Source organism: Rhizobium sp. L43 (assembly GCF_002531725.1).
In the GTDB taxonomy this organism is placed as follows: Bacteria; Pseudomonadota; Alphaproteobacteria; order Rhizobiales; family Rhizobiaceae; genus Rhizobium.
Map to the genome: position 1 here is coordinate 54413 of NZ_NWSQ01000029.1, position 21707 is coordinate 76119.

Consider the following 21707-nt stretch of genomic DNA (forward strand, 5'->3'; position numbering starts at 1 on the left):
GAGGATCTATGCCCGCCGCTGATGGACGCCGCGTGGATGGTGGGGCCAAACCAGCGGTTCAGTTGCTCCCAACTCCTGATTTACCCATTCAGCCCACCATCAGCCAGCTCCAGCCGCCGCGTGATCCCAATGCTCTCGAGAAATGTCTCATCATGGCTGACGACCAGCAGCGCCCCGTCATAGGCGCGCAGCCCGGCCTCGACCGCTGATATCGAGTCGATGTCGAGATGGTTGGTCGGCTCGTCGAGGATCAAAAGCGGCGGCGGTGCGGAGCCCAGGACGCAGGCAAGGCCGGCGCGCAGCAATTGGCCGCCGCTGAGCGTCGATACGGTCTGCAGCGCAGCATCGGCCCTGAACATAAAGCGGGCAAGGGCGGCCCGGCAGGTGTTTTCGTCGGCTTGCGGGTTGATCCGGCGGAAATTGTCGCGGATCGAGGCCGACGGATCGAGAAGACTGACTTTCTGATCGAGCATCGCAAAACCGGTCATGACGCCGACCGTGCCGGCCCAGGGTTTCAGCTCGCCGGTAATAAGTGCCAGCAAGGTCGTCTTGCCCGAGCCGTTGCGGCCGGTGACGGCGACGCGTTCCGGTCCCGTCACGTCGACGGAGAGATCGCGGATGACGGGATCACCCGGCTGGTAGCCCGCTGTGACACCATCCATCTTCAGCACGATCTTGCTGGCAGGCAGCCCGGTCGGCGGCAGGGTGACCGACAAGGGTTGCAGGATCTCGATCTTCTCGCGTGCCGCCTTTGCCTCTTCCAGTGCCTGGGCACGTCGGCGGTCGGCAAGCCGGGCATTGTCGCCGCCGGTGGTTTCGCTCCGCTCCTTCATGCCGCCGAGCATGATGCGCGGGATGCCGCCCTTGGCGGCCATCTTCCGCCCGGTGCTGTCCCTGTGCGCCTGCCGCTCCACCGTCGCCTGCGCCTTCCTTGCAACCTCGGCCATACGTTTTTCGGCATCGTCGAGATCATGCCGGGCTGCCGCGAGCTCGAGCGCCTTGCGCTCGCGATAATGGCTCCAATTGCCGCCATAGCGGGTGGCGCTGAGCGAGGTCAGTTCGACGATCGCATCGACGCTTTCGAGCAATTCGCGGTCATGGCTGACGATGATGGCGCCGGCCCGCCAGCCTGAAATCAGGCCGATCACAGCCTCGCGGCCCTCGCGGTCGAGATTGTTTGTGGGTTCGTCGAGCAGCAGGAAATCCGGTTCGGTAAAGATGAGCGCCGCCAGCCCGGCGCGCGTGCGCTGCCCGCCGGAGAGTGCCGCAAGCGGCGTCTGTGGCTCTGCATCGAGCCCAGTGCGATTGAGCGCTGCGGCGACGCGCGCCTCCAGCATCCAGTCTGCCGTTGCCAGTTCGTCGGCCGTTGCCTCGCCGGCTTCGGCACGATGCAGAACGGCGAGCGCATCGGTGACGCCGAAGAGATCGGCGACCGTTTCATCGGGCGCCACCTGAACGCTCTGCCGCAACACGCCGAGGCTGCCGCTGACGGATATCGTCCCCGAATGCGGCTGGATATCCCCGGAGACGAGCTTCAGCAACGTCGTCTTGCCGACACCGTTGCGCCCGACAAGGCCGGTCCGCTCCGTCCCGAAACTGAGGTCGAGATTGGAAAAAAGCGACCGCCCGTCAGGCGCGGCCCATGAAATCTGGGAGAGAGTGATGGATGCAGGCATGGATATGGATTTCCCCGTTGGCAAGGCGAACTGGCGTTGCGATCGGGTTGAAATCCATTGCGGCGCACATCCTGTTGAAATGGTCGATGGCAGATAATTTAGGGAGTAAAGGCTGAAGGTTCAAGCAAAAGAGCCGACTTTCCGCCCCGTTTTTCTCAGCGGGCTTCATCCTGAGATTGCCCCTCACCCTAACCCTCTCCCCGTAAAAACGGGGAGAGGGGACGTGCCCTGCGAGAGGTTGGTGGGGAACGGAGAGGTCGCGGCTTGTCCCCTTCGCCCCGCGAGCGGGGAGAAGGTGCCGGCAGGCGGATGAGGGGCTGCACGACGCGCCACTGACGATATGCCTAAAGCGGAGAAGACACTCAGCCCTACCGCTTCAGGCTCCCCAATATCCCACGCACCAGCGCCCGGCCGACTTGCGTCGCCACCGTGCGCGCCACGCTCTTCATCGCCGCTTCCACCACGGTTTCGCGCTGGTAGCCGGAAGCCCGGCCGCGTGATTGGTCGCGGCCCTGATTATCGTCATTGCTGCCGCCGAAGCCCGGAAGGGACCAGCCGGAGGTCGTGCTGCCCTGCTGAGGCGCTTCTTCCTGCGCCCGCTTGGCGGCCTCGGCATCCGCCGCTTTCTTCGCCCGCGCCGCCAGCAGCTCGAAGGCGGATTCGCGGTCGACATCCTCGTCATAGACGCCGAGAACCGGGCTCCTGTCCATGATCTGCCGACGCTCGTCATCCGTCACCGGGCCCACGCGGCCGGATGGCGGGCGGATCAGCGTGCGCTCGACGATCGACGGTGCGCCCTTGGCTTCCAGCGTCGAGACCAGTGCCTCGCCGGTGCCGAGATTGGTGATGACGGTGGCGCAATCGAAGGCCGGATTCGCACGGAAGGTATCGGCCGCCGTCCTCACCGCCTTCTGTTCGCGCGGCGAATAGGCGCGCAGCGCATGCTGTGCCCGGTTGCCGAGCTGGGCGAGCACCGTTTCCGGCACGTCGAGCGGGTTCTGCGTCACGAAATAGACGCCGACGCCCTTGGAACGGATCAGCCGCACCACCTGCTCGACACGTTCGGTCAGCACCCTTGGCGCGTCGTTGAAGAGCAGATGCGCCTCGTCGAAGAAGAAAACGAGCTTCGGCTTTTCGGGATCGCCCACCTCGGGCAGTTCCTCGAAGAGTTCCGAGAGCAGCCAGAGCAGGAAAGTGGCGTAAAGCCGAGGGTTCATCATCAGCTTGTCGGCGGCCAGCACCGAGATCTGGCCGTAGCCATTATTGCTTGTGCGCATGATGTCGGTGATCTTCAGCGCCGGTTCGCCGAAGAAGTGCTCGGCACCTTGCTGTTCGAGAACGAGCAGCGCCCGCTGGATCGAGCCGACCGAAGCCTTGGAGATCAGCCCGTACTGGTTGGAAAGTTGGCTGGCATTCTCGCCCATATAGTTCAGCAACGAGCTGAAATCCTTGAGGTCGAGCAACGGCAGCCCGCCCTGGTCGGCGATCTTGAAGGCGATGTTGATGACGCCTTCCTGCGGTTCGGAGGCATCCATCAGGCGGGCGAGCAGCAGCGGTCCCATCTCGGCGATGGTGGTGCGCACCCGGTGGCCCTTCTCGCCGAACAGATCCCAGAAGATCACCGGAAACTGGTCGAATTCATAGTCGGCAAAGCCGATCTGCTCGGCCCGCTTGGTGAGAAAATCCTTGGGTTCACCCTTGGCGGCGATGCCGGAAAGGTCCCCCTTGATATCGGCCGCAAAGACGGGAACACCGGCCCGAGAGAAGCCCTCGGCCAGCACCTGCAGCGTCACCGTCTTGCCGGTGCCGGTAGCGCCGGTGACGAGGCCGTGGCGATTGCCGAATTTCAGGTCGAGATATTCCGGCTTGTTGATGCTGTCATCGGGATTGCGGCTCGCGCCGATGAAAATCTTGCCATCCTCGATCATCCGCAATGCTCCCTTCGGCGCTGCCGCCATTTGTTGAGAAGGCTTGGCATCCCAGCCTTCATCGAACCATCGTTTCCCTGTTATAAGCAGGCAGGCGCATGCGGACAACTGTTTGCATTAAAAGCCAAACCGGACAATGGGCCGCCCGGGGAGGGCCGGCTTGAGTTGCCGTGGAATTTCGAATAACGTTGACGTTAACGTCAAAATAACAGGAGGCTGACGATGAATGAAATTGTGACCCAGATCGCCGATCGTGTGGGGATTGCGCCTGATTTGGCCGAAAAGGCGCTCGGCATGATGCTCGGCTTCCTGCAGCGCGAGGCCGCCGATGGCCCGGTCGCCAAGATGATCGAAGCGATCCCCGGCGGCGCCGATCTCGTCGCCCAGTTCAACGGCGCCGGTGCCGGCGGCGGCGGTCTGCTCGGCGGGCTGATGAACTCGCTCGGCGGCGGCGGCATCATGGGGCTCGGCCAGCAGCTGATGGGCGAAGGCCTCGGCATGGGCGAGATCACCTCACTCGCCAAGGAAACCATCGCCATCGCCAAGCAATATGCCGGCGAGGAAGTTGTCGACGAGGTCGTCGCTTCCGTCCCCGGCCTCAGCCAGTTCGTCTGAGACGATTGATCCGTAGGAGCCTCGCTTCGTTGCGGGGCTCCGCATATTTGTCCTGGCGGCAGTCGGGGTGAAGTGCAAACGCTGCCCCTGCCAGCTCAAGGGATGAAAGGAGAGCCTATGACCGTCTGGCGCCCATCGCAGCAGATCAGAGTGAAGGTCATCGGCCTCGCTTGGCGGAAAGACCAACTGCTCGCCGCGGAAGTGGAGGATGACAGCGGCCGTATCAAGGGTGTTCGCCCGCTCGGCGGTGCGATCGAATTCGGCGAGAGCCGCGAGCAGGCTCTGTACCGCGAATTCCAGGAGGAACTCGAGACGGCGATCCGCATCGTCGGCCCCTGGCATCTGCTGGAAAACATCTACGACCATCACGGCGCGACCGGTCACGAATATATCTTCGCCGCCGATATCGAGCTGGCCGATGAAAGCCTCTATGAGCGCGACGAAATCCGCTATTCCGAACTCGACGAGACGGCGGCGACGGCGCGCTGGTTCGGCCGCGACAGGCTGCGTGAGGCCGGCATCGATCTCTATCCGTCAGGTCTCGACAAGCTGCTGTCGCGCTGGCGCGATTGAGCCCGAGATCGCCTGCTTTGCAGGGCGGAGGTGATCGCCAAACTTTGATCGTCCGTGCCCGCTCCCCGCGGAACAAGAGAGGTCGAATTGCTGTTTCTATCAGCATCGCTGAAACCAGAAGGAATAGCATCATGCGCAGGTTTATTGCAGCAATCTCGATCGCTCTCCTTAGCCTCTCCGGCCCGGTTCTTGCCCAGTCGAACATGGGCATGGATGCCAGCGGCCGGATCGACGGCACGCCGCCGCTCGGCACTGCGCCTGGAGCCGAGACGCAAAGCGGACTGATCATCCCGCTCGACTCGATCGAAACCGGCAGCATCGACAAAGAACCGTTGAGCGGTCCCGTCGATTGGGCGCGTTGCCCGCCGCGCAAGGCGCGCGGAGCCCTTGCTACGGAAGGCGGCAATAGCGGCGCCTCGGTCAGCCCTGCATGCCGTGACCAGGGAAACCAATAGGATCAGGGGAGGGCGCTATTTGCCGTCCTTCTTGTCGTGGTGCAGGATGACGCCGAGTTCATGCCACCGCCGCCCGTCGCGCCCGATGAGTTCGTCGGCTGAGGCTGGCCCCATGCTGCCCGGCGCGTAGGCGTCAGGCACGCTCTGGTCCTTCGCCCAGATATCGAGGAAGGGCTGAACCGCCGCCCAGCCGGCCTCGATGCCGTCGGCGCGCTGGAACAGCGTCTGGTCGCCGATGAAGAGATCGTAGAGCAGCGATTCATAACCCGTGGTCTTGCCGATATCGAATTTGTCGGCATAGCGGAAGTCGAGAGAGACCGGCGTGGTGTCGACCGAAAGCCCCGGCGATTTGATCGAGATTTCCATGCTCATGCCCTCGTCCGGCTGCACCTGGATCACCAGCCGGTTCGGCGGCAGGCGGCGGTTGACCTCGGTCTCGCGAAACTGCGCGAAGGGCACGGGCTGGAAAGTGATGACGATCTCGGTGTCGCGCGCCGTCAGCGCCTTGCCGGTTCTCAAATAGAAGGGCACACCGGCCCAGCGCCAGGTATCGGCATAGAGCTTCAGCGCCACATAGGTCTCGGTCCTGCTCTCGGGCGAAACATCCTTACTGTCGCGATAGGCCGGAAGCTGGGCGCCATTGAGCGGGCCTGCCGTATAGGCGCCGCGCACACCGTGCGTCTTCGCCTCTTCGGGCGTATAGATGCGCAGCGCCTTCAGCACCTTGCTCTTCTCGTTGCGGATCGCTTCGGCGTCGAAGCTGTTTGGCGGTTCCATGGCGATCATCGCCAGCAGTTGGAAGAGATGGTTCGGCACCATGTCGCGCAGCGCGCCTGTCGCATCGTAGAATTTGCCGCGGCTGCCGACATCGACGATCTCGGCGGCGGTGATCTGCACATGGTCGATGTAGCGGCTGTTCCACAAGGACTCGATGATCATGTTGGCGAAACGCGCGGTCATCAGGTTCTGCACCGTCTCTTTGCCGAGAAAATGGTCGAGCCGGTAAACTTGGCTTTCCCCGATCTGGGCGAGGATCTGTGCATTCAGCGCCTGCGCCGAGGCGAGATCGGTGCCGAACGGTTTTTCGATGGCGACGCGGCGGAAGACCCCGTCCTTTTCATCGGTCAGGCCATGGGCTGCGAGCTTCTCGACGATCGTGCCGAAGAAGGATGGCGGCACAGCGAGATAGAAGGCGGCATTGGCATTCGGTCCCAGCCGTCTGCCGATCTCGACGAAAATATCGTCCTTGGTGAAATCGCCCGATGTATAGGAAATACGCCGGCGCAGGCTCTCCCAGGCCTCGTCCTTCACCGTCGGCTCTTCGCCGCTCAGATGGTCGAGGAATTGGTCGAGCCGCCCGCGCAGAAACTCGTCGTCACCCGGCTCGATGCCGATGCCAAGAATGTGGAGATCCTCGCCGACGAGGCGGCTCCGCGTCAGATTGATGATCGCCGGCACCAGCAGGCGGCGCGTGAGGTCTCCCGTGGCGCCGAAGATGACGAGGGTGACGGGCGGAGTAGGGGTGGCCATGATGTCGTTTCCCATGATTTTCCGGCCCGACTATAATGCGTGCCGGTTTCGCCGCAACATAGGCGGTGTGGGATAACAGGCATTTGACATTGTCTGGGGCAGGCGTCTAGGGCCACAAAAGCCCCTTGCATGTTCAATTCGCGCTGATTGTTAGATGATCGGTGCGCACTCCGGCGGATGGCCATCCGCCGGAGTGCGGACGGCCGGGACCGCAGGCCCCTTGGCTTGAACCGGGGATGAGATTGGTCCGGCCGTCCTCGCGTTTGTCCTGAACAGATGATGGGGAGCAAGTCCCGCATGCAAGGCAAGGTTTCGTTCCAAGAAGACGCGATGCCGGTAGTTTATGCCGGTGTAGACGTGAGTAAAGAGTGGCTCGATGTTCATTTGCATCCGCTGGGCGAAAGCCGGCGGTTTAGCAATGACAAGACCGGCATCCGCCAGCTGAAACGGCTGCTGGCCAACCATCGGCCCAAAAGCATCGTGATGGAGGCAACCGGCAAGTTTCATCGCCCCGCCCATCGCTCGCTTTGGCTCGATGGCTTTGCCATCGCCGTGATCGATCCGCTGCGTGCGCGCATGTTTGCCCGCGCCTGCGGCTATCTCGCCAAGACCGACCGTCTCGATGCCCGTTTCCTGGCGCTCCTGGCCGAGAGCCTGCGCCCGCCGGCCAGCGCGCCGCCAAGTCCTCACATCGAGGCCTTGCAGGAGCTGGTCAATGCACGATCGGCCGCCAAATGCGACATCACCGCCCTGCAGAACCGCAGCAAGACGGCCACCACCGCCCTTCTGCGCAGCGAACTCAACCGCCTTGTGCGTCGGCTGGAACAGCATGTCGAACGTCTCGACAAAGAGATCGAACGATGTGTCGGCGAGGATCCGCAGCTCTGCCGCAAGGCCGAGATCCTCACCTCCATTCCCGGCATCGGCCGCGTCACGGCCCTGGCCTTGATGGCCGGCATGGACGAGTTGGGGACATGTTCGGGCAAGCAAGCCGCCATGCTGGCAGGGCTTGCCCCAATCGCTAACGACAGCGGTGCCCGAACCGGACGTCGCTCCATCCGCGCCGGCAGGCCAGCACCCCGGCGCGCGCTCTACATGGCCGCCTTGTCGGCCTGTCGATACAATCCCGCCCTTGCTCGTTTCGCAGACACGCTCAAAGCCGCAGGAAAACCAGCCAAGGTCATCCTTGTCGCCATCATGCGCAAGCTGCTCGTCTTGGCAAACTGCCTCCTAGCTCACGATCCCCTCTGGACCCCAAATCCGCCTTGACAACCAACACAGATTCTCATCCGGCTGCCGCCACCTTCTCCCCGAGGGGAGAAGAGGAGCTGCCACGCCCTCTCCGTTCCCCGCCAGCCTCTCGCAGGGCACGTCCTGGCGCGAACCGGACATACCGGCAGCAGCCGACTACCCCTTCACCGCCACCATGAAAATCCTCGGAAACCTCAACAGCACCCGCCCATCCGACATCCTCGGATAGGCCTGCTCCACCCGCTTGAGATAATCCGCCAGAAACGCCTCGCGATACTCCTCGCCGGCCTGGGCGAGATAGGGCATCAGCCCGGTTCCCTTCACCCATTCGACGATAGCAGCCGCATCCGCCATCGGGTGATTGTAGATGGTGTGCCAGATATCGACGCGCGAGGCTTTGGCGATCAGCCTGGAGTAATAGGCGGATGGCGCAGGCAGCCTCCGGCGGCGCACGCTCTTTCCTTCGAAAGCAGTCCTCCACGGACCGGCATGCGCGGTCTCCTCCATTGCCAGATGCGAGGGTTCGCCGAGATTGTCGGGCATCTGCACGGCGAGCACGCCGCCTTCGGACAGTCCGTCCATCAGCCGGTCGAAAATGTCGAGATGGTCGGGCAGCCATTGGAAGACGGCATTGGCAAAGAGCAGGTCGGCGGGTTCCGCCGGCTGCCAGCTGCCGAGATCGGCCTCGACGAAATCAGTGCCCGGAAGCCGTTTGCGCGCCGCCGCCAGCATGTTCGTGTCGCTGTCGAGGCCGGAGACGCCTTCGGCCCCATAACGCTCGATGATGAGTTCGGTCGAATTGCCCGGCCCGCAGCCGAGGTCGACGGCGCGGCGGATGCTTTGCAGCGGCACTTGCGCCAGAAGATCACGGGCCGGTCGTGTGCGTTCATCCTCGAATTTCACATATTGGCTGGCAGACCATGCCATGGCGTTCACTCCTGCTGTCAGCCCACATCCCATGTGGTGGAGGCGGATCTTGTCGATGTTGCGGCCGTCGAGCCTGACGATCTCGCAGCCGACGTTATCGGAAACAAAAGCATCCCGCCCGTCACGCCGCAGACACGAGTATTTTGTCCACGCGCCTGCCGTCGAGATCGATGACTTCGAAGCGCCATCCATCTCTCGTAAAGCTCTCGCCCAGTTCCGGCAGATGTTTCAACTCTTCCAGCACCAGGCCGGCCACGGTCTGATATTCGAGGTCGCCTTCGAGCTTGAGGTTCAAGAATTCGGCGAACTCGTCGATCGGCGTCCAGCCGGACACCAGGTACGAACCGTCGTCTCGGCGCGCGATGGCCTGTTCGTCGACAGGTCCCTCCTGGAGCGCCCCCATGATCGCTTCCAGAATGTCGCCTGATGAAACAATCCCCTCGAAATGGCCGTACTCGTCGAAAACCAGCACCATGTGAACCGGTGATTTCCGGATCGCTTCAATCACATTGATGGCGGTTGAGAGGTCGGAAACCACAGGAACGTCCTGCGTCAGAGCCTTGATATCGGCGCTGCCGTGTTCGGACATCGAATCGTAGAAGTCCTTGACCGGAAGGATGCCGATCACCTCGTCCGAGCTGCCTTTGCGAACGGGCAGCCGAGACCGTTTCGTCCGGTGCAACTGGGTGCGGATTTCATCGAGGCTGTCGTCGATATCAATGATTTCGACGTCTCGGCGGGGCGTCATCAGCGCGCGGGCGGTGCGGTCGGCCAGCCGCATCACACCTGAGATCATCGCCGACTCTTCGCTTTCGATAACGCCTGCCGACTGCGCCTCGGCCAGAACGGTCTTGATTTCTTCGTCGGAGACATTGTCGCCGCTTTTTCCCGTTTGGCCGAGGAGCTTGAGGACAAGATTTCCGGAGGCGTTCAGAAGCCAGACGAGGGGCAGCGCAATTTTTGACAGCACCGCCATAGCCGGCGCCACCTTGGCCGCAACCGCTTCGGGTTCTCTCAATGCGATCTGCTTGGGAACAAGTTCGCCGATGATCAACGAAAGGTAGGTGATTGCCACGACGACCGAACCGACGCCAACGGCATCGGCGGCCGTCGACGACATCCCCTGGGCTTCCAGCCATCCGCTCAGGCGGCCCCCGAGCGTGGCCCCCGAAAAAGCGCCGGAGAGAACGCCGACCAGCGTGATGCCGATCTGCACCGTGGAGAGAAAGCGACCGGGGTGTTCGGCAAGTTTGATTGCTTGCGCTGCACCCTTGCTGCCATTGTCAGAGAGAACCTTCAGGCGGGCTGGCCGAGAAGACACGACGGCCAGCTCCGACATGGCGAGCACACCATTCAGGATGGTGAGAAACGCCACAATTCCAATTTCCAGAAACACAGGGACCCTATTCGTTGAGGTTGTCATGCCGCATCCATGAGGCGACGCGGCGAGATATTCGAAGGGACGCTACTATAGACGCATCACCTGTCGTCTTTCTATCATCGTGTTACATCAGTGTAGGTTCCATCCCGTTTTCAGAATTCGGTGAGTGGCAACCCTCGGCCCATGCGGAAGGGTCGAAATCCAGTCGAAAAACATCAATCAAAGGCGGTCGTCGTCATGACGAACCGCTCCTCTGAAGTGGAAGTTACAGGTCGCCTGTAGCGGGCCGGCGTGCGGCCGCCCGTCATTCTCGATGATGTGGAAAGCGGCTGCTCTCTGCGGGAGCCTGATGTGCCCAGGGCGAGGCCGAGGTCATTGCACCGTCTACAGTCGTCGCCAGCGTCTTCGGCCGGGAGATCCCGCTTGGAGCGGGCGGAGCTTGTACTGGATGGGTCGCTGTCAGGCATGGGCCAATTTTGGCTGTGAAACGCTTCCGGCGCAAGAGGCGCCGGGCGAAAATCCGTATAGCGTCTTGATGTGACAGTTTCGACAATCGCGGCAACGCCGCATTCTGGTTCGGAATGTTAGGAGATTTTTTGCATTTCTGCGTGACGCCGAAACCGATCGAAATTTCGGCATCACGCTCTTGCCCCGTCAGGCCGCGAGGATGGTGATCCCGTAAGCATTGGCCGCCGCCGTCATCCGGGCGATGGTCTCAGCCGAAGGGCTGGCCTTCGGTGGCTCGGTCGTGCCTTCCGCTTCGATGAACTCGGCCATCTCCCGATCGACGACCGCGGAAAACACCGCGGGGACGGTGCCGCGGTTGGCATAGCCGTGCACCACGAAGGGCGCGATGGTGACGATGTCGCCGGGCCTCGCCTCGATCTCTTCCGGGCCGCCATCGGTCAGGCGCCAGATCGTCAGGCTGCCCTCGAGGATGCGGAACACCTCAGGGCTCGCATGCGCATGTTTCGGCGTCCGGCTGCCGGGTGGTACGGTGACGTCGAAGATATTCAGCCAGGTTCCGCGGAGCCGCAGCTGCCGCTCGACCCGGTCGCCGAGGACGAAAAAGCGCTTTGCCTTATCGCTGCTATGCATTTTCACAAATGAGTTAGACATCATGTCTCTTTCTTCTTCTTACGGGCTTTTTCTTGCAGGCCCTTTCTTGCGGGCGCAGCCGTTAAACCTCTACGCCGGCTTTGACAACCGCCTTGTTGTCGGGATCACCATCGCCGAACGCCGGCAACACGGCGCGTTTCGGTCGCCGAAGCGATGAACGAACGGCTTCGTTGCCGAGAGTTCAGTGCAGTCCGCGCGCCTATGCATCACGAGCTGTCGGTGCGGATATCTGTACGGAACGTCGTTTTCGCAAGGCCCGATAATGCGGCACCAGCTATGCAGAAATGACGGAGGCCGGAGGGTTTCCGGCTCCATGCCTGTAATACCGCCGACACAGAAGGGGCGCATAGAACGCGGCGGCCGTTCTTGACCGTTCTTCCATTTTCACATTGATCATTCAAATTTATGGAGCGCATCCATGTCTTCTCTTCCCGTCGTCGGCGCTGCCATGACGCTCGATGAAGTCGAGCTTCACCGCGACTGGCTGTTCGAAAAGCCCCGCGATCTCGAACTGCAGAGCTTCGCCGATGCCGAGGTTTTGAACGGCGACTGGGCGCCGCTCGCCAAACGTGCGCGCAGGCTTCTCGACGGTCATACCGGCCGCTTGGGCATTCACGGCCCGTTCTGGGGTTTTACCATCGCCTCGAAAGATCCCGATATCCGCGCCGTCGTCACAAGGCGACTGTTGCAGGGCCTCGATGTCTGCGCCGCCATCGGCGCGACGCAACAGCCCTTATAGCTCGTGGTCCTACAACAACCTCGACAACAATGACGGCGCCCGCGAGGAACTGGTCGAGCGCGTGCATCTGACGCTGCGCGACGCCACCAGGCGGGCCGAGGATATCGGCTGCACCATGGTCCTCGAAAACATCGAAGATAAGGATCCGCATATCCGCGTGGCGCTGGCCGAAAGCTTCCATTCGCCCGCCGTCGCCGTCTCGATCGACACCGGCCACGCCCATTATGCCCATGGCTATACCGGCGCTCCCCCGGTCGACTATTACGTCAAGGCCGCCGGCAACCGCCTGCAGCACGTCCATCTGCAGGATGCCGACGGCTATGCCGATCGCCACTGGAGCCTCGGCGAAGGCTCGATCCACTGGCACGCCGTCTTTGCGGCTCTCGCCAAGCTCGACAGCAACCCGCGCCTGATCATCGAGATCAAGGACAAATCGAAGATCCCGGCCTCTGCCGCTTATCTCGCCTCGATCGGGGTGGCGGAATAAGGCGGTTGTTATGTCCTCTCACGAAAACCGCGTAATCACGCTGATCCCGGTCGCCTCCGCCTTGTCGAGCGCCATCAGCGCCGGCACCGCCTCCTCAAGGCTGACGCGGCGTCCGATCAGCTTCTGCGGGGCGATCTTGCCGGCCGAAAGCATCGACAGCATGGCGTCGTAACGCCAGGCCTGCATGCCGTGGCTGCCGTAGATTTCGAGCTCGTGGCCGATCACCTGCGCCATCGGGATTTGCGGTGTCGCATGCTCGCCGAGCATCAGCCCGACCTGAACGTGCCGCCCGCGCCGGCGCAGGTTCTTGATCGAGTTGAAGCAGGTGGCGGGATGGCCGAGCGCGTCGATCGAGACATGCGCGCCGCCCTTGGTGATCTCGCGTACCGCCTCCGCCACGTCGGCGACGCCTGACGCATTGACCGTCGCCACCGCCCCGCACTCCCTGGCGAAAGCGAGTTTCTCCTCGGATATGTCGATGCCGATCGCATTGGCGCCCAGGGCGGTGGCGATCATGATCGCCGACAGGCCGACGCCGCCGCAGCCATGCACGGCGATCCATTCGCCAGGCCCGGTGCGTGCCTGGTCGGCGACGGCGCGAAACGAGGTGGCGAAGCGGCAGCCGAGGCTGGCCGCCGTCGCATCGTCGATCGTATCGGGCAGATGCACCAGATTGGTATCGGCATAATCGATCGCCACATATTCGGCGAAGGATCCCCAATGGGTAAAGCCCGGCTGGAACTGGTTGGAGCAGACCTGCTGGTTCCCGGAATGGCACTCGGCGCAATGGCCGCAGCCGGAAACGAAGGGCACGGTCACCCGGTCGCCGACCTTGAAACGCATCACGCCGCGGCCGGTGGCGACGATCCGCCCGGCAAGCTCGTGTCCCGGCACATGCGGCAGGCGGATATCCGGATCGTGGCCCATCCAGCCATGCCAGTCGCTGCGGCAGAGCCCGCTGGCGCCGACCGCGATGACGACGCCGTCCTCGGTGGGCGTCGGATCGGGCAGGGTGCGAATTTCGGGCGCCTGTTCGAAGGCTTCGTAGAACATGGCTTTCATCGGCGTCTTCCTTACTGTCTATCGGCGTTGCCCTCATCATCGCATGTGGCAGCCAGCCATTCCAATATTCCATCCCATCATTTTTGCTGATGCACCCATCGCTGAAGGCCGGCTCGCTGCGCACGAATATTGCGGCCCGCCGCCGTCCGCCGGCATTTTCTTGCTTCCATGTTTCAGCGCAGGATTTGTCCTTGACCCGGCTTGCCGCGGAGGTTTTTGCTTTGCCGGCTTTACAGGGAGGGCAGCATGGCCGTCGATACATCACCACGTTCAACCACCTGGACTCATGTCGACGGGGAATGGCTCCCCGGCAATCCGCCGCTGATCGGGCCGACCTCGCATGCCATGTGGCTGGGCTCCACGGTCTTCGACGGCGCCCGCTGGTTCGACGGCATCGCACCCGATCTCGACCTGCATTGCCAGCGCATCAACCGCTCCGCACTTGCGATAGGCTTGAAGCCGGTAAAGACGGCGGAGGAGATTGCGACGCTCGCCTGGGAAGGCGTTGCGAAATTCGACGGCGCCACGCCGATCTACATCAAGCCGATGTATTGGGGTGAACATGGCTCGCCCGGCAGCGTCGTGTCCGTCGATGCGGAATCGACCCGCTTTGCGCTCTGCCTGTTCGAGGCGCCGATGGGCGGCCATGGCGGCACCAAGCTCACCGTCTCGCCCTATCGCCGCCCGTCGCCGGAAACCGCGATGACCGAGGCGAAGACCGGCTCGCTCTATCCGAACAGCGGCCGGATGATCGCCGAGGCGCGCAGCCGCGGCTTCGACAATGCGCTGGTGCGTGACCTCAACGGCAATGTCGTCGAGACCGCCTCGTCGAATGTCTTCCTGGTGCGCGACGGCGTGGTGATGACGCCGGCCGCCAACCGCACTTTCCTTGCCGGCATCACCCGCGCCCGCGTCATCGACCTGCTGCGCAAGGCCGGTTTCGACGTCGTCGAAGCAACCCTTTCCGTCGAGGATTTCCTTGCCGCCGATGAAATCTTCACCACCGGCAACTACTCCAAAGTCGTCGGCGTCATCCGCCTCGACGACCGCAATCTCCAGGAAGGCCCGGTCACCCGCAAGGCGCTGGATCTCTACATGGACTGGGCTCACGGCAGGAGCGAGAGCGAGGAGTGAGCAGCGGTTCGGCGCAGCCGAAGCAATCGATCCAGCGAATCGATTGCAGCTGCGAACGCCCGGAGCGCAAGCGTAGGGCCGGCGCGCTCCCCGGCAGGATCGAGATCCGCATCCACCCCCTCTGCCCTGCCGGGCATCTCCCCCACAAGGAGGGAGATTGGCTGGGCGCGGTGGCTTCCCTAAACAACTGGCCGTCACATGAATCGTAAATTGAGGGCGAGGCATTGCTTCTTGCCGATCTCCCCCCTTGTGGGGGAGATGCCCGGCAGGGCAGAGGGGGGTGCCAGCCACACCCGAGCCCATTCGAAAAAAAATGCGAGAGCGGGCCCCCGCACCCTCACGTCATCCACTTCCGATGCTCCGCAAATCTCTCCGCCAGGAGATCGATGAACAGCCGCACCTTGGTCGGCAGATGGCTGCGGTTGGGATAGACGGCGTTGATGTTGAACTCGATCGGCCGGTAGTCCGGCATGATCTTCACCAGCCGCCCTTCGGCGATGTCGTCGAACACCACGAAACTCGGCGCCAGGAAGATGCCCCGCCCGGTCAGCGTCAGGAAACGCAGCATCTCGGCGCTGTTGGAGACGACATTGCCGCTGATCTTGACGCTCTCCTTGTTGCCCTCGCCATCCTCGAAGCGCCATTCGTCGCCATAGGGGTAATAGGCATATTGCAGGCAATTGTGATCGGCGACCTCGGCCGGCGTCTTCGGCATCGGATGGCTCTCGAAATAGGCTGGCGAGCAGACGAGCATATGGCGCCAGGGCGTCAGCTTGCGCGCGACGAGCGACGAATCCGGCGGCGGTACGGTGCGCATCACCAGATCGTAGCCATCCTCGATCATGTCGACCATCCGCTCGCCGACGCTGAAATCGAGTGAGATCGACGGATAGAGCTCCATATATTCGCTGACGACAGGCAAGAGGAAACGCACGATGGCGCTGCTGGTATAGACCTTCAACGTGCCGCGCGGCGTCGAACTTAGCGCGCCCGCCGTCCGGTCCGCTTCTTCCAGCTCGGCGAGGATCTGCAAAGAGCGCTCATAGTAATATTTGCCGGTTTCGGTCAGGCTGACCTTGCGCGTCGTGCGGTTGAGCAGTCGCACGCCGAGCCGGTCCTCCAGCGATTGCACGTGATTGCCGACCATGGTGACGGACATGTTGAGCCGGCGCGCGGCCGCGGAAAAACCGCCGCATTCCACCACCCGGCCAAAGACTGTGAGGCTTGTCAGCCGATCCATATTGCCCTCGGATTATCCGCTGAGAGTTGATGATCCTTCCCGATTTAAGCAGATTATCAAAATAAATGTCAGGGTGCATTTTCCGTCTCATCGAACAGGGCCTCTCACAGAGGAGGCCAACGCTGAAGGAGAATGACGATGGTCGAGTTACCCCACAGGCAAGTTTTCGAAAGTGCCAGCCAGGCCGAGCAGATCCTGGCCGAGGAAGCCGCCAGGGCGCCCGCCGCCGAGGCGCCCCCCATGCCTGTCTCCGAAGCGCCGGTCGCCGAAGCCCCGGTCGCCGAAGCGCCCAAAAAGTCCGGCCGTCGGATGGTCAAGCGCGCCGCCCTTGCCGCCGCGCTGCTTGCCGGTGTCGCTTTCGCAGGCGATTTCGGCTACCGCTACTGGACGGTCGGCCGCTTCATCGAATCCACCGACGATGCCTATGTGAAGGCCGATTACACCACTGTCGCCCCGAAGGTCGCCGGCTATATCAGCCAGGTGCTGGTCAACGACAATGACGCAGTCAAGGCCGGTCAGGTTCTCGCCCGCATCGACGACCGCGACTTCCAGGCCGCACTGTCGCAGGCCAGAGCCGATGTGAAGGCGGCCGAAGCGGCCATCACCAATATCGACGCCCAGATCTCCCTGCAGCAATCGGTGATCGAGCAGGCGAGGGCGACGATCGATGCCTCGCAGGCATCGCTGGACTTTGCCGTGTCCGATGCCGCCCGCTCGGCCCGCCTGATCACCAACGGCGCCGGCACCCAGTCTCGCGCCGAGCAGACCCAGTCGGCCCGTGACCAGGCCGCTGCCGCCGTCGAGCGTGACCGGGCAGCCCTCGTCACGGCTCAGAATAAGGTGCCGGTGCTGCAGACTGAGCGCGAACAGACGGTTGCCCAGCGCGACCGTGCGGCCGCCGCCGCCCAGCAGGCAGAGCTCAACCTCTCCTATACAAACATCGTCGCCGCCGTCGACGGCACGGTCGGCGCCCGGTCTATCCGGGTCGGCCAGTATGTCACCTCCGGTACGCAGCTCATGGCGGTCGTGCCGCTGCATGCGGTCTATGTCGTCGCCAATTTCAAGGAAACGCAGCTGACCTATATCAGCCCCGGCCAGTCGGTCGAGATCAAGGTCGACAGCTTTCCCGATATCTGGATCAAGGGGCATGTCGACAGCGTTTCGCCGGCAAGCGGCCTGGAATTCTCGCTGCTGCCGCCGGACAATGCCACCGGCAATTTCACCAAGATCGTCCAGCGTATCCCGGTCAAGATCGTCATCGACGACGAGGCTCTGAGCGGCCTGTTGCGCTCGGGCATGTCGGTCGAGCCCGAAATCGACACCATGGCTGCCCAGACCCAAGCTGCCGAGACCAAGGCTGCCCAAACCAAGCCTGCCCAAGCCCCTGGAACAGTCGAAGAGGGATTATCCGGCCACGCTGGATGATCCTTCCCTTGTTTGCCGAATTATCCCGATCATTCCCTGAGTGATCACGATCATTCCCTGAATGATCACCCGAACCCCGTCATGAGAAAGTTTCCCGCGAGAGCTGGAAGGAGATAAGCCATGGCCACTCTTCAGATCGCCGCAAACGGCAATTCGCTGGCACGCCCCGCCGCCGCAGCGCCCGTGGCACCTGCGGCGATGAGCCCGCTGCGCATGTGGGCAGCCGTTGTCGGCTCGACGCTCGGCGCCTTCATGGCCGTCCTCAATATTCAGATCGTCAACGCCTCGCTTGCCGATATCCAGGGCGCGATCGGCGCCGGCACCGATGACGGCGGCTGGATTTCGACCTCCTATCTGATCGCCGAGATCGTCGTCATCCCCTTGAGCGCCTGGCTGGCGCGCGTCTTCTCGCTCCGCAACTACCTGCTCACCAACGCCATCCTCTTCCTGATCTTTTCTGTTGCCTGCGCCTTCGCGGCCAATCTGCAGCAGATGATCATCCTGCGCGCCATCCAGGGCTTTTCCGGCGGCGTGCTGATCCCGATGGCCTTCACCATCATCATCACCCTGCTGCCCAAGCCCAAGCAGCCGATCGGTCTTGCCCTTTTTGCTCTTTCGGCCACCTTCGCGCCGGCGATCGGCCCAACGATCGGCGGTTACCTCACCGAGAACTGGGGCTGGGAATATATTTTCTACGTGAACCTTGTGCCCGGCGCACTGATGGTCGGCCTGCTCTGGGCCTCGCTCGACCGCGCGCCGATGAACCTGAAGCTGCTCGCCAAGGGCGACTGGCCTGGTATCATCACCATGGCGATCGGCCTCGCAGCCCTGCAGACGGTGCTGGAAGAGGGCAACAAGGAAGACTGGTTCGGCTCCGATTTCATCCTTCGCCTGTCTGTTATCGCCGCCGTCTCGCTGACGCTGTTCCTGATCATCGAGCTGAAGACTGCCCATCCGCTCCTGAACCTCCGCCTGCTGGTCCGCCGCAACTTCGGCTTCGGCATCGTCGCCAATTTCCTGCTCGGCATTGCGCTCTACGGCTCGGTCTTTGTGCTGCCGATCTATCTGACCCGCATCCAGGGTTATAATTCCGAGCAGATCGGCATGGTTCTCGCCTGGACCGGCATCCCGCAATTGCTGCTGATCCCGCTGGTGCCGCGCCTGATGAAGCGTTTCGACGTGCGGCTGCTAATCGTCGTCGGCTTTGCCCTTTTCGCCGCCTCGAATTTCATGAACGTGCACATGACCGGCGATTATGCGAGCGACCAGCTCTTCTGGCCGAACATCGTCCGTGCCATCGGCCAGGCACTGGTCTTCACGCCCCTCTCGGCAATCGCCACATCAGGCATCGAGCAGGAGAATGCCGGTTCGGCTTCGGCACTCTTCAACATGATGCGCAATCTCGGCGGTGCCGTCGGCATCGCCTCGCTGCAGACCTTCCTGTCGAAGCGCGAACAGTTCCACTCGAACATCCTGACCCATTCGGTCTCGGTCTTCGAGGAAGCCACCCGCGATCGCATCGCCAGGCTGACGGCCTACTTCATGAACCACGGCGTCAGCGATCAGGCGCTCGCCAGCCACAAGGCCGTCGTCGCCATCGCGCTCAAAATACGCAAGCAGGCCAATATCATGGCCTTCAGCGACACCTTCTTCTTGCTCGGCGTCGCCCTCGTCGTCGCCCTGCTGGCAAGCCTGCTTCTCAGAAAACCCGGTCAACTCTCCGGCGGCGGCGCCCACTAGCGCTGCCTGCCTCAAGAGGAGAAAAGCCATGACAACTGCGATTTACGCTGCCGATACCGACAGGCTCCAAACGAAAACCGCCGGCCAAGCCGTCAGCGCCGCGGCGCTGCTCTCGATCATCGAATGGCTTTCCGGTGACGAATGCCACGCGCTCGACGAAGCGGGCCTCGTCTCAGGCCTCGGCCGCAGGCTTCAGGCGCTCGGCCTGCCTGTGGAGCGGCTAACCCTGCATCTGATGACGCTGCATCCCGAGTTCATCGGCCGCACCATCGCCTGGGCGCCGGGCGAGCCGGTCGAGATCCACGACCGGGAACACGGCGCCCGGGTCGCCATATCAAATACGCCGCTGCGCAAGGTCATGGAAACCCGCGAGCCGCTGGTGGTCGATACCAGAGAAAGCGTGCATGGCCGCTGGCAGCATATCGATGTCTTCGCCGATCGCGGCCTGATGCAGCTCGTCATCGCGCCGCTCTGCAATGTCGACGGTCCGGTCAGTGCCGCCGTCTTCGGCACGAAACGGCCGGGCGGCTTCACCGCCCCCGAGCGTCAGGTGATCGAGCGCATCCTGCCGGCGCTGCGCAACACCAGCGAGCTGCGGATTCTGCGCCAGGTCGAGCTCAGCCTGCTCGATACCTATATCGGCCCGCTGACGGCAAGCCGGATCCTGGCCGGCCGCATCCGCCGCGACGAGATCGAATCGATGGAGGCAGCCCTGCTGCTCTGTGATCTCAGAGGCTTTACCGAACTGTCGAACCGGCTGCCCGGCAGCACCGTGCTCGGGCTGCTGAACGCCTATTTCGACAGGATCGTGCCGGCGATCACCCGCGAGGGCGGCGAAGTGCTGAAGTTCATGGGCGATGCCGTGCTGGCCTTCTTCCCGGGTTACGATGCCGCCCATTCCTGCGGCGCCGCCCTGGCATCGGCCCGCGCCATCCTCGAGGAGATCGACCATTTCCAGTATGAGGGCATCGGTGTGAAGGCCGGCATCGCCCTGCACTACGGCGAGGTCAGCTACGGCAATGTCGGCTCCGGCCGCCGCCTCGACTTCACCCTGATCGGTGGCGACGTCAACCTGGTCAGTCGCATCCAGACCGCCTGCAGCGAGTTGGGAGAAGCCTTGCTGATGTCGGAGCCGTTCCGTCAGGAAGCCGGGGCAGGGGATGTGGTGTCGGTCGGGGCGCATGTGCTGAAGGGGTTTGCCGAGCCGGTGGAGCTGTTCACGATTGTGCGGTAGGTGCCCGACGCCACCCCCTCTGCCCTGCCGGGCCCCGGGGTCGAGCCACGGGTCTCGACCCGTCCTTCGGACCCCCCACAGGTGGGGAGATCGGCAAGAAGCCATGCTTCGCCCTAAATTTACGATTCATGTGACGGCCAGTTGTTTGGGGAAGCCACCGCGCCCAGCCAATCTCCCTCCTTGTGGGGGAGATGCCTGGCAGGGCAGAGGGGGGTAGCCCGCCCAGCTCAGAGATACTGCGTCCCAATGCCCGCTTGCACCAAATGCATGGCAGCTCTGCCCGAAACGCCTTCGCCTTCTCCCATCTTTTCGCCATAGTGGCACCGAAATTCCATAAGTGGGAGGAAGAGGCTTATGAATGTGCTGTTCGACGAACAAGGCGACATCGTCCGTGAACTCGGCGTCGCCGCCGAGATCGACCCCGAGCACGAGATCGAGCGCCGAACCGCCTTCCTCAAGGATTATCTGGTCGCCTCCGGCATGCGCGGCTATGTCCTCGGCATCAGCGGCGGCGTCGATTCGCTGACGGCGGCGCTGCTGGCCCAGAAGGCGGTGCGCGAGCTGCGCGACAGTGGCCATGCGGCCGAATTCATCGCCGTGCGCCTTCCCTATGGTGTCCAGGCGGATGAGGCCGATGCGGCGCGGGCGCTGGAAACGATCGGCGCCGACCGCTCGATGGTGGTCAACATCAAGGCGGCGGCGGATGCGATGCTGGCCGCGGCTCAAAACGGCGGTCTCGCCTTTGCCGATGCCGGCCGGCAGGATTTCATCCTCGGCAACATCAAGGCCCGCCAGCGGATGATCGCCCAGTTCGCCCTGGCCGGCGCCCTCGGCGGCCTGGTGATCGGCACCGATCATGCCGCCGAAGCGGTCATGGGCTTCTTCACCAAGTTCGGCGATGGCGCCGCCGATATCCTGCCGCTCGCCGGCCTCAACAAGCGCCGCGTCCGCCTGGTGGCAAAGCGGCTCGGCGCTCCGGACGAACTGGTGTTCAAGGTGCCGACCGCCGATCTCGAGGACCAGCGCCCGCTGCGCCCCGACGAGGAGGCCTATGGCGTCAGCTATGACGAGATCGACGATTTTCTCGAAGGCAAGCCGGTCGGCGAGATCGCCCGCCGCCGCATCCTCGCCGCCTATCGGGCGACCGCTCACAAGCGCGCCTTGCCGGTCGCCGTCAACACGCTCTGACGA

Annotated in this window: 17 protein-coding genes and 1 pseudogene; 10 read left to right on the forward strand and 8 right to left on the reverse strand. The window is 63.0% G+C overall.

The annotated features are described in order from the left end of the window. Window positions 1–80: 80 nt before the first annotated feature. Window positions 81–1676: an ABC-F family ATP-binding cassette domain-containing protein gene (locus tag CO667_RS28140; RefSeq protein ID WP_097621524.1), complete on the reverse strand. Its 1596-nt coding sequence runs from the start codon at window positions 1674–1676 to the stop codon at window positions 81–83. A 368-nt stretch (window positions 1677–2044) separates the two neighbouring features. Continuing rightward, complete coding sequence (locus CO667_RS28155; RefSeq protein WP_097621526.1) at window positions 2045–3604, reverse strand: helicase HerA-like C-terminal domain-containing protein; 1560 nt, start codon at window positions 3602–3604, stop codon at window positions 2045–2047. Between the two features lie 222 nt (window positions 3605–3826). On the opposite strand from CO667_RS28155, the gene CO667_RS28160 reads away from it, so the two are divergent. From CO667_RS28160 to CO667_RS28170, 3 genes are all read left to right on the forward strand, one after another. Further along, complete coding sequence (locus tag CO667_RS28160; protein WP_097621527.1) at window positions 3827–4219, forward strand: hypothetical protein; 393 nt, start codon at window positions 3827–3829, stop codon at window positions 4217–4219. Window positions 4220–4336: 117 nt separating this feature from the next. Beyond that, entirely contained in the window at window positions 4337–4792 is a 456-nt protein-coding gene (locus CO667_RS28165; RefSeq protein WP_097621528.1) for an NUDIX domain-containing protein, read from the forward strand. Between the two features lie 131 nt (window positions 4793–4923). Then, window positions 4924–5247, forward strand: coding sequence for a hypothetical protein (locus CO667_RS28170; protein ID WP_097621529.1), 324 nt, complete (start codon window positions 4924–4926; stop codon window positions 5245–5247). Window positions 5248–5262: 15 nt separating this feature from the next. Here the strand turns inward: CO667_RS28170 and zwf are convergent, their stop codons facing one another. Next, on the reverse strand, window positions 5263–6780 hold the full coding sequence (gene zwf / locus CO667_RS28175) for a glucose-6-phosphate dehydrogenase (RefSeq protein WP_097621562.1): 1518 nt from the start codon (window positions 6778–6780) through the stop codon (window positions 5263–5265). Window positions 6781–7074: 294 nt separating this feature from the next. On the opposite strand from zwf, the gene CO667_RS28180 reads away from it, so the two are divergent. Then, on the forward strand, window positions 7075–8046 hold the full coding sequence (locus CO667_RS28180; RefSeq protein ID WP_097621530.1) for an IS110 family transposase: 972 nt from the start codon (window positions 7075–7077) through the stop codon (window positions 8044–8046). Window positions 8047–8184: 138 nt separating this feature from the next. Here the strand turns inward: CO667_RS28180 and tam are convergent, their stop codons facing one another. The 3 genes from tam to CO667_RS28195 form a co-directional block, all read right to left on the reverse strand. Beyond that, complete coding sequence (tam, locus tag CO667_RS28185; RefSeq protein ID WP_097621531.1) at window positions 8185–8955, reverse strand: trans-aconitate 2-methyltransferase; 771 nt, start codon at window positions 8953–8955, stop codon at window positions 8185–8187. 121 nt (window positions 8956–9076) lie between these two features. After that, window positions 9077–10351 carry a hemolysin family protein gene (locus tag CO667_RS28190; protein ID WP_097621532.1) on the reverse strand — a complete coding sequence of 425 codons (1275 nt, stop codon included), beginning with the start codon at window positions 10349–10351 and terminating at the stop codon, window positions 9077–9079. Between the two features lie 639 nt (window positions 10352–10990). Further along, entirely contained in the window at window positions 10991–11458 is a 468-nt protein-coding gene (locus CO667_RS28195) for a cupin domain-containing protein (RefSeq protein ID WP_097621533.1), read from the reverse strand. Window positions 11459–11873: 415 nt separating this feature from the next. On the opposite strand from CO667_RS28195, the pseudogene CO667_RS28205 reads away from it, so the two are divergent. Further along, a pseudogene (locus CO667_RS28205) lies at window positions 11874–12681 on the forward strand (TIM barrel protein). Window positions 12682–12699: 18 nt separating this feature from the next. On the opposite strand, the gene CO667_RS28210 reads toward CO667_RS28205, so the two are convergent. After that, window positions 12700–13743 (reverse strand): zinc-dependent alcohol dehydrogenase family protein, encoded by a 1044-nt coding sequence (locus CO667_RS28210; protein ID WP_097621534.1) that lies wholly within the window; start codon window positions 13741–13743, stop codon window positions 12700–12702. 246 nt (window positions 13744–13989) lie between these two features. Here CO667_RS28210 and CO667_RS28215 point away from each other — a divergent pair, with 246 nt between their 5' ends. Beyond that, entirely contained in the window at window positions 13990–14877 is an 888-nt protein-coding gene (locus tag CO667_RS28215) for a branched-chain amino acid aminotransferase (RefSeq protein WP_097621535.1), read from the forward strand. A gap of 337 nt (window positions 14878–15214) precedes the next feature. Here CO667_RS28215 and CO667_RS28220 read toward each other — a convergent pair whose 3' ends face one another. Further along, window positions 15215–16117 (reverse strand): LysR family transcriptional regulator, encoded by a 903-nt coding sequence (locus tag CO667_RS28220; protein WP_097621536.1) that lies wholly within the window; start codon window positions 16115–16117, stop codon window positions 15215–15217. 138 nt (window positions 16118–16255) lie between these two features. On the opposite strand from CO667_RS28220, the gene CO667_RS28225 reads away from it, so the two are divergent. From CO667_RS28225 to nadE, 4 genes are all read left to right on the forward strand, one after another. Then, a complete protein-coding gene (locus CO667_RS28225; protein WP_097621537.1) occupies window positions 16256–17542 on the forward strand; it encodes an HlyD family secretion protein in 1287 nt (428 codons plus the stop codon). A 120-nt stretch (window positions 17543–17662) separates the two neighbouring features. Further along, a complete protein-coding gene (locus CO667_RS28230) occupies window positions 17663–19282 on the forward strand; it encodes an MDR family MFS transporter (RefSeq protein ID WP_097621538.1) in 1620 nt (539 codons plus the stop codon). A 28-nt stretch (window positions 19283–19310) separates the two neighbouring features. Continuing rightward, entirely contained in the window at window positions 19311–20516 is a 1206-nt protein-coding gene (locus CO667_RS28235) for an adenylate/guanylate cyclase domain-containing protein (protein WP_097621539.1), read from the forward strand. 354 nt (window positions 20517–20870) lie between these two features. Beyond that, on the forward strand, window positions 20871–21704 hold the full coding sequence (gene nadE, locus CO667_RS28240; RefSeq protein WP_097621540.1) for an ammonia-dependent NAD(+) synthetase: 834 nt from the start codon (window positions 20871–20873) through the stop codon (window positions 21702–21704). Window positions 21705–21707 lie beyond the last annotated feature (3 nt).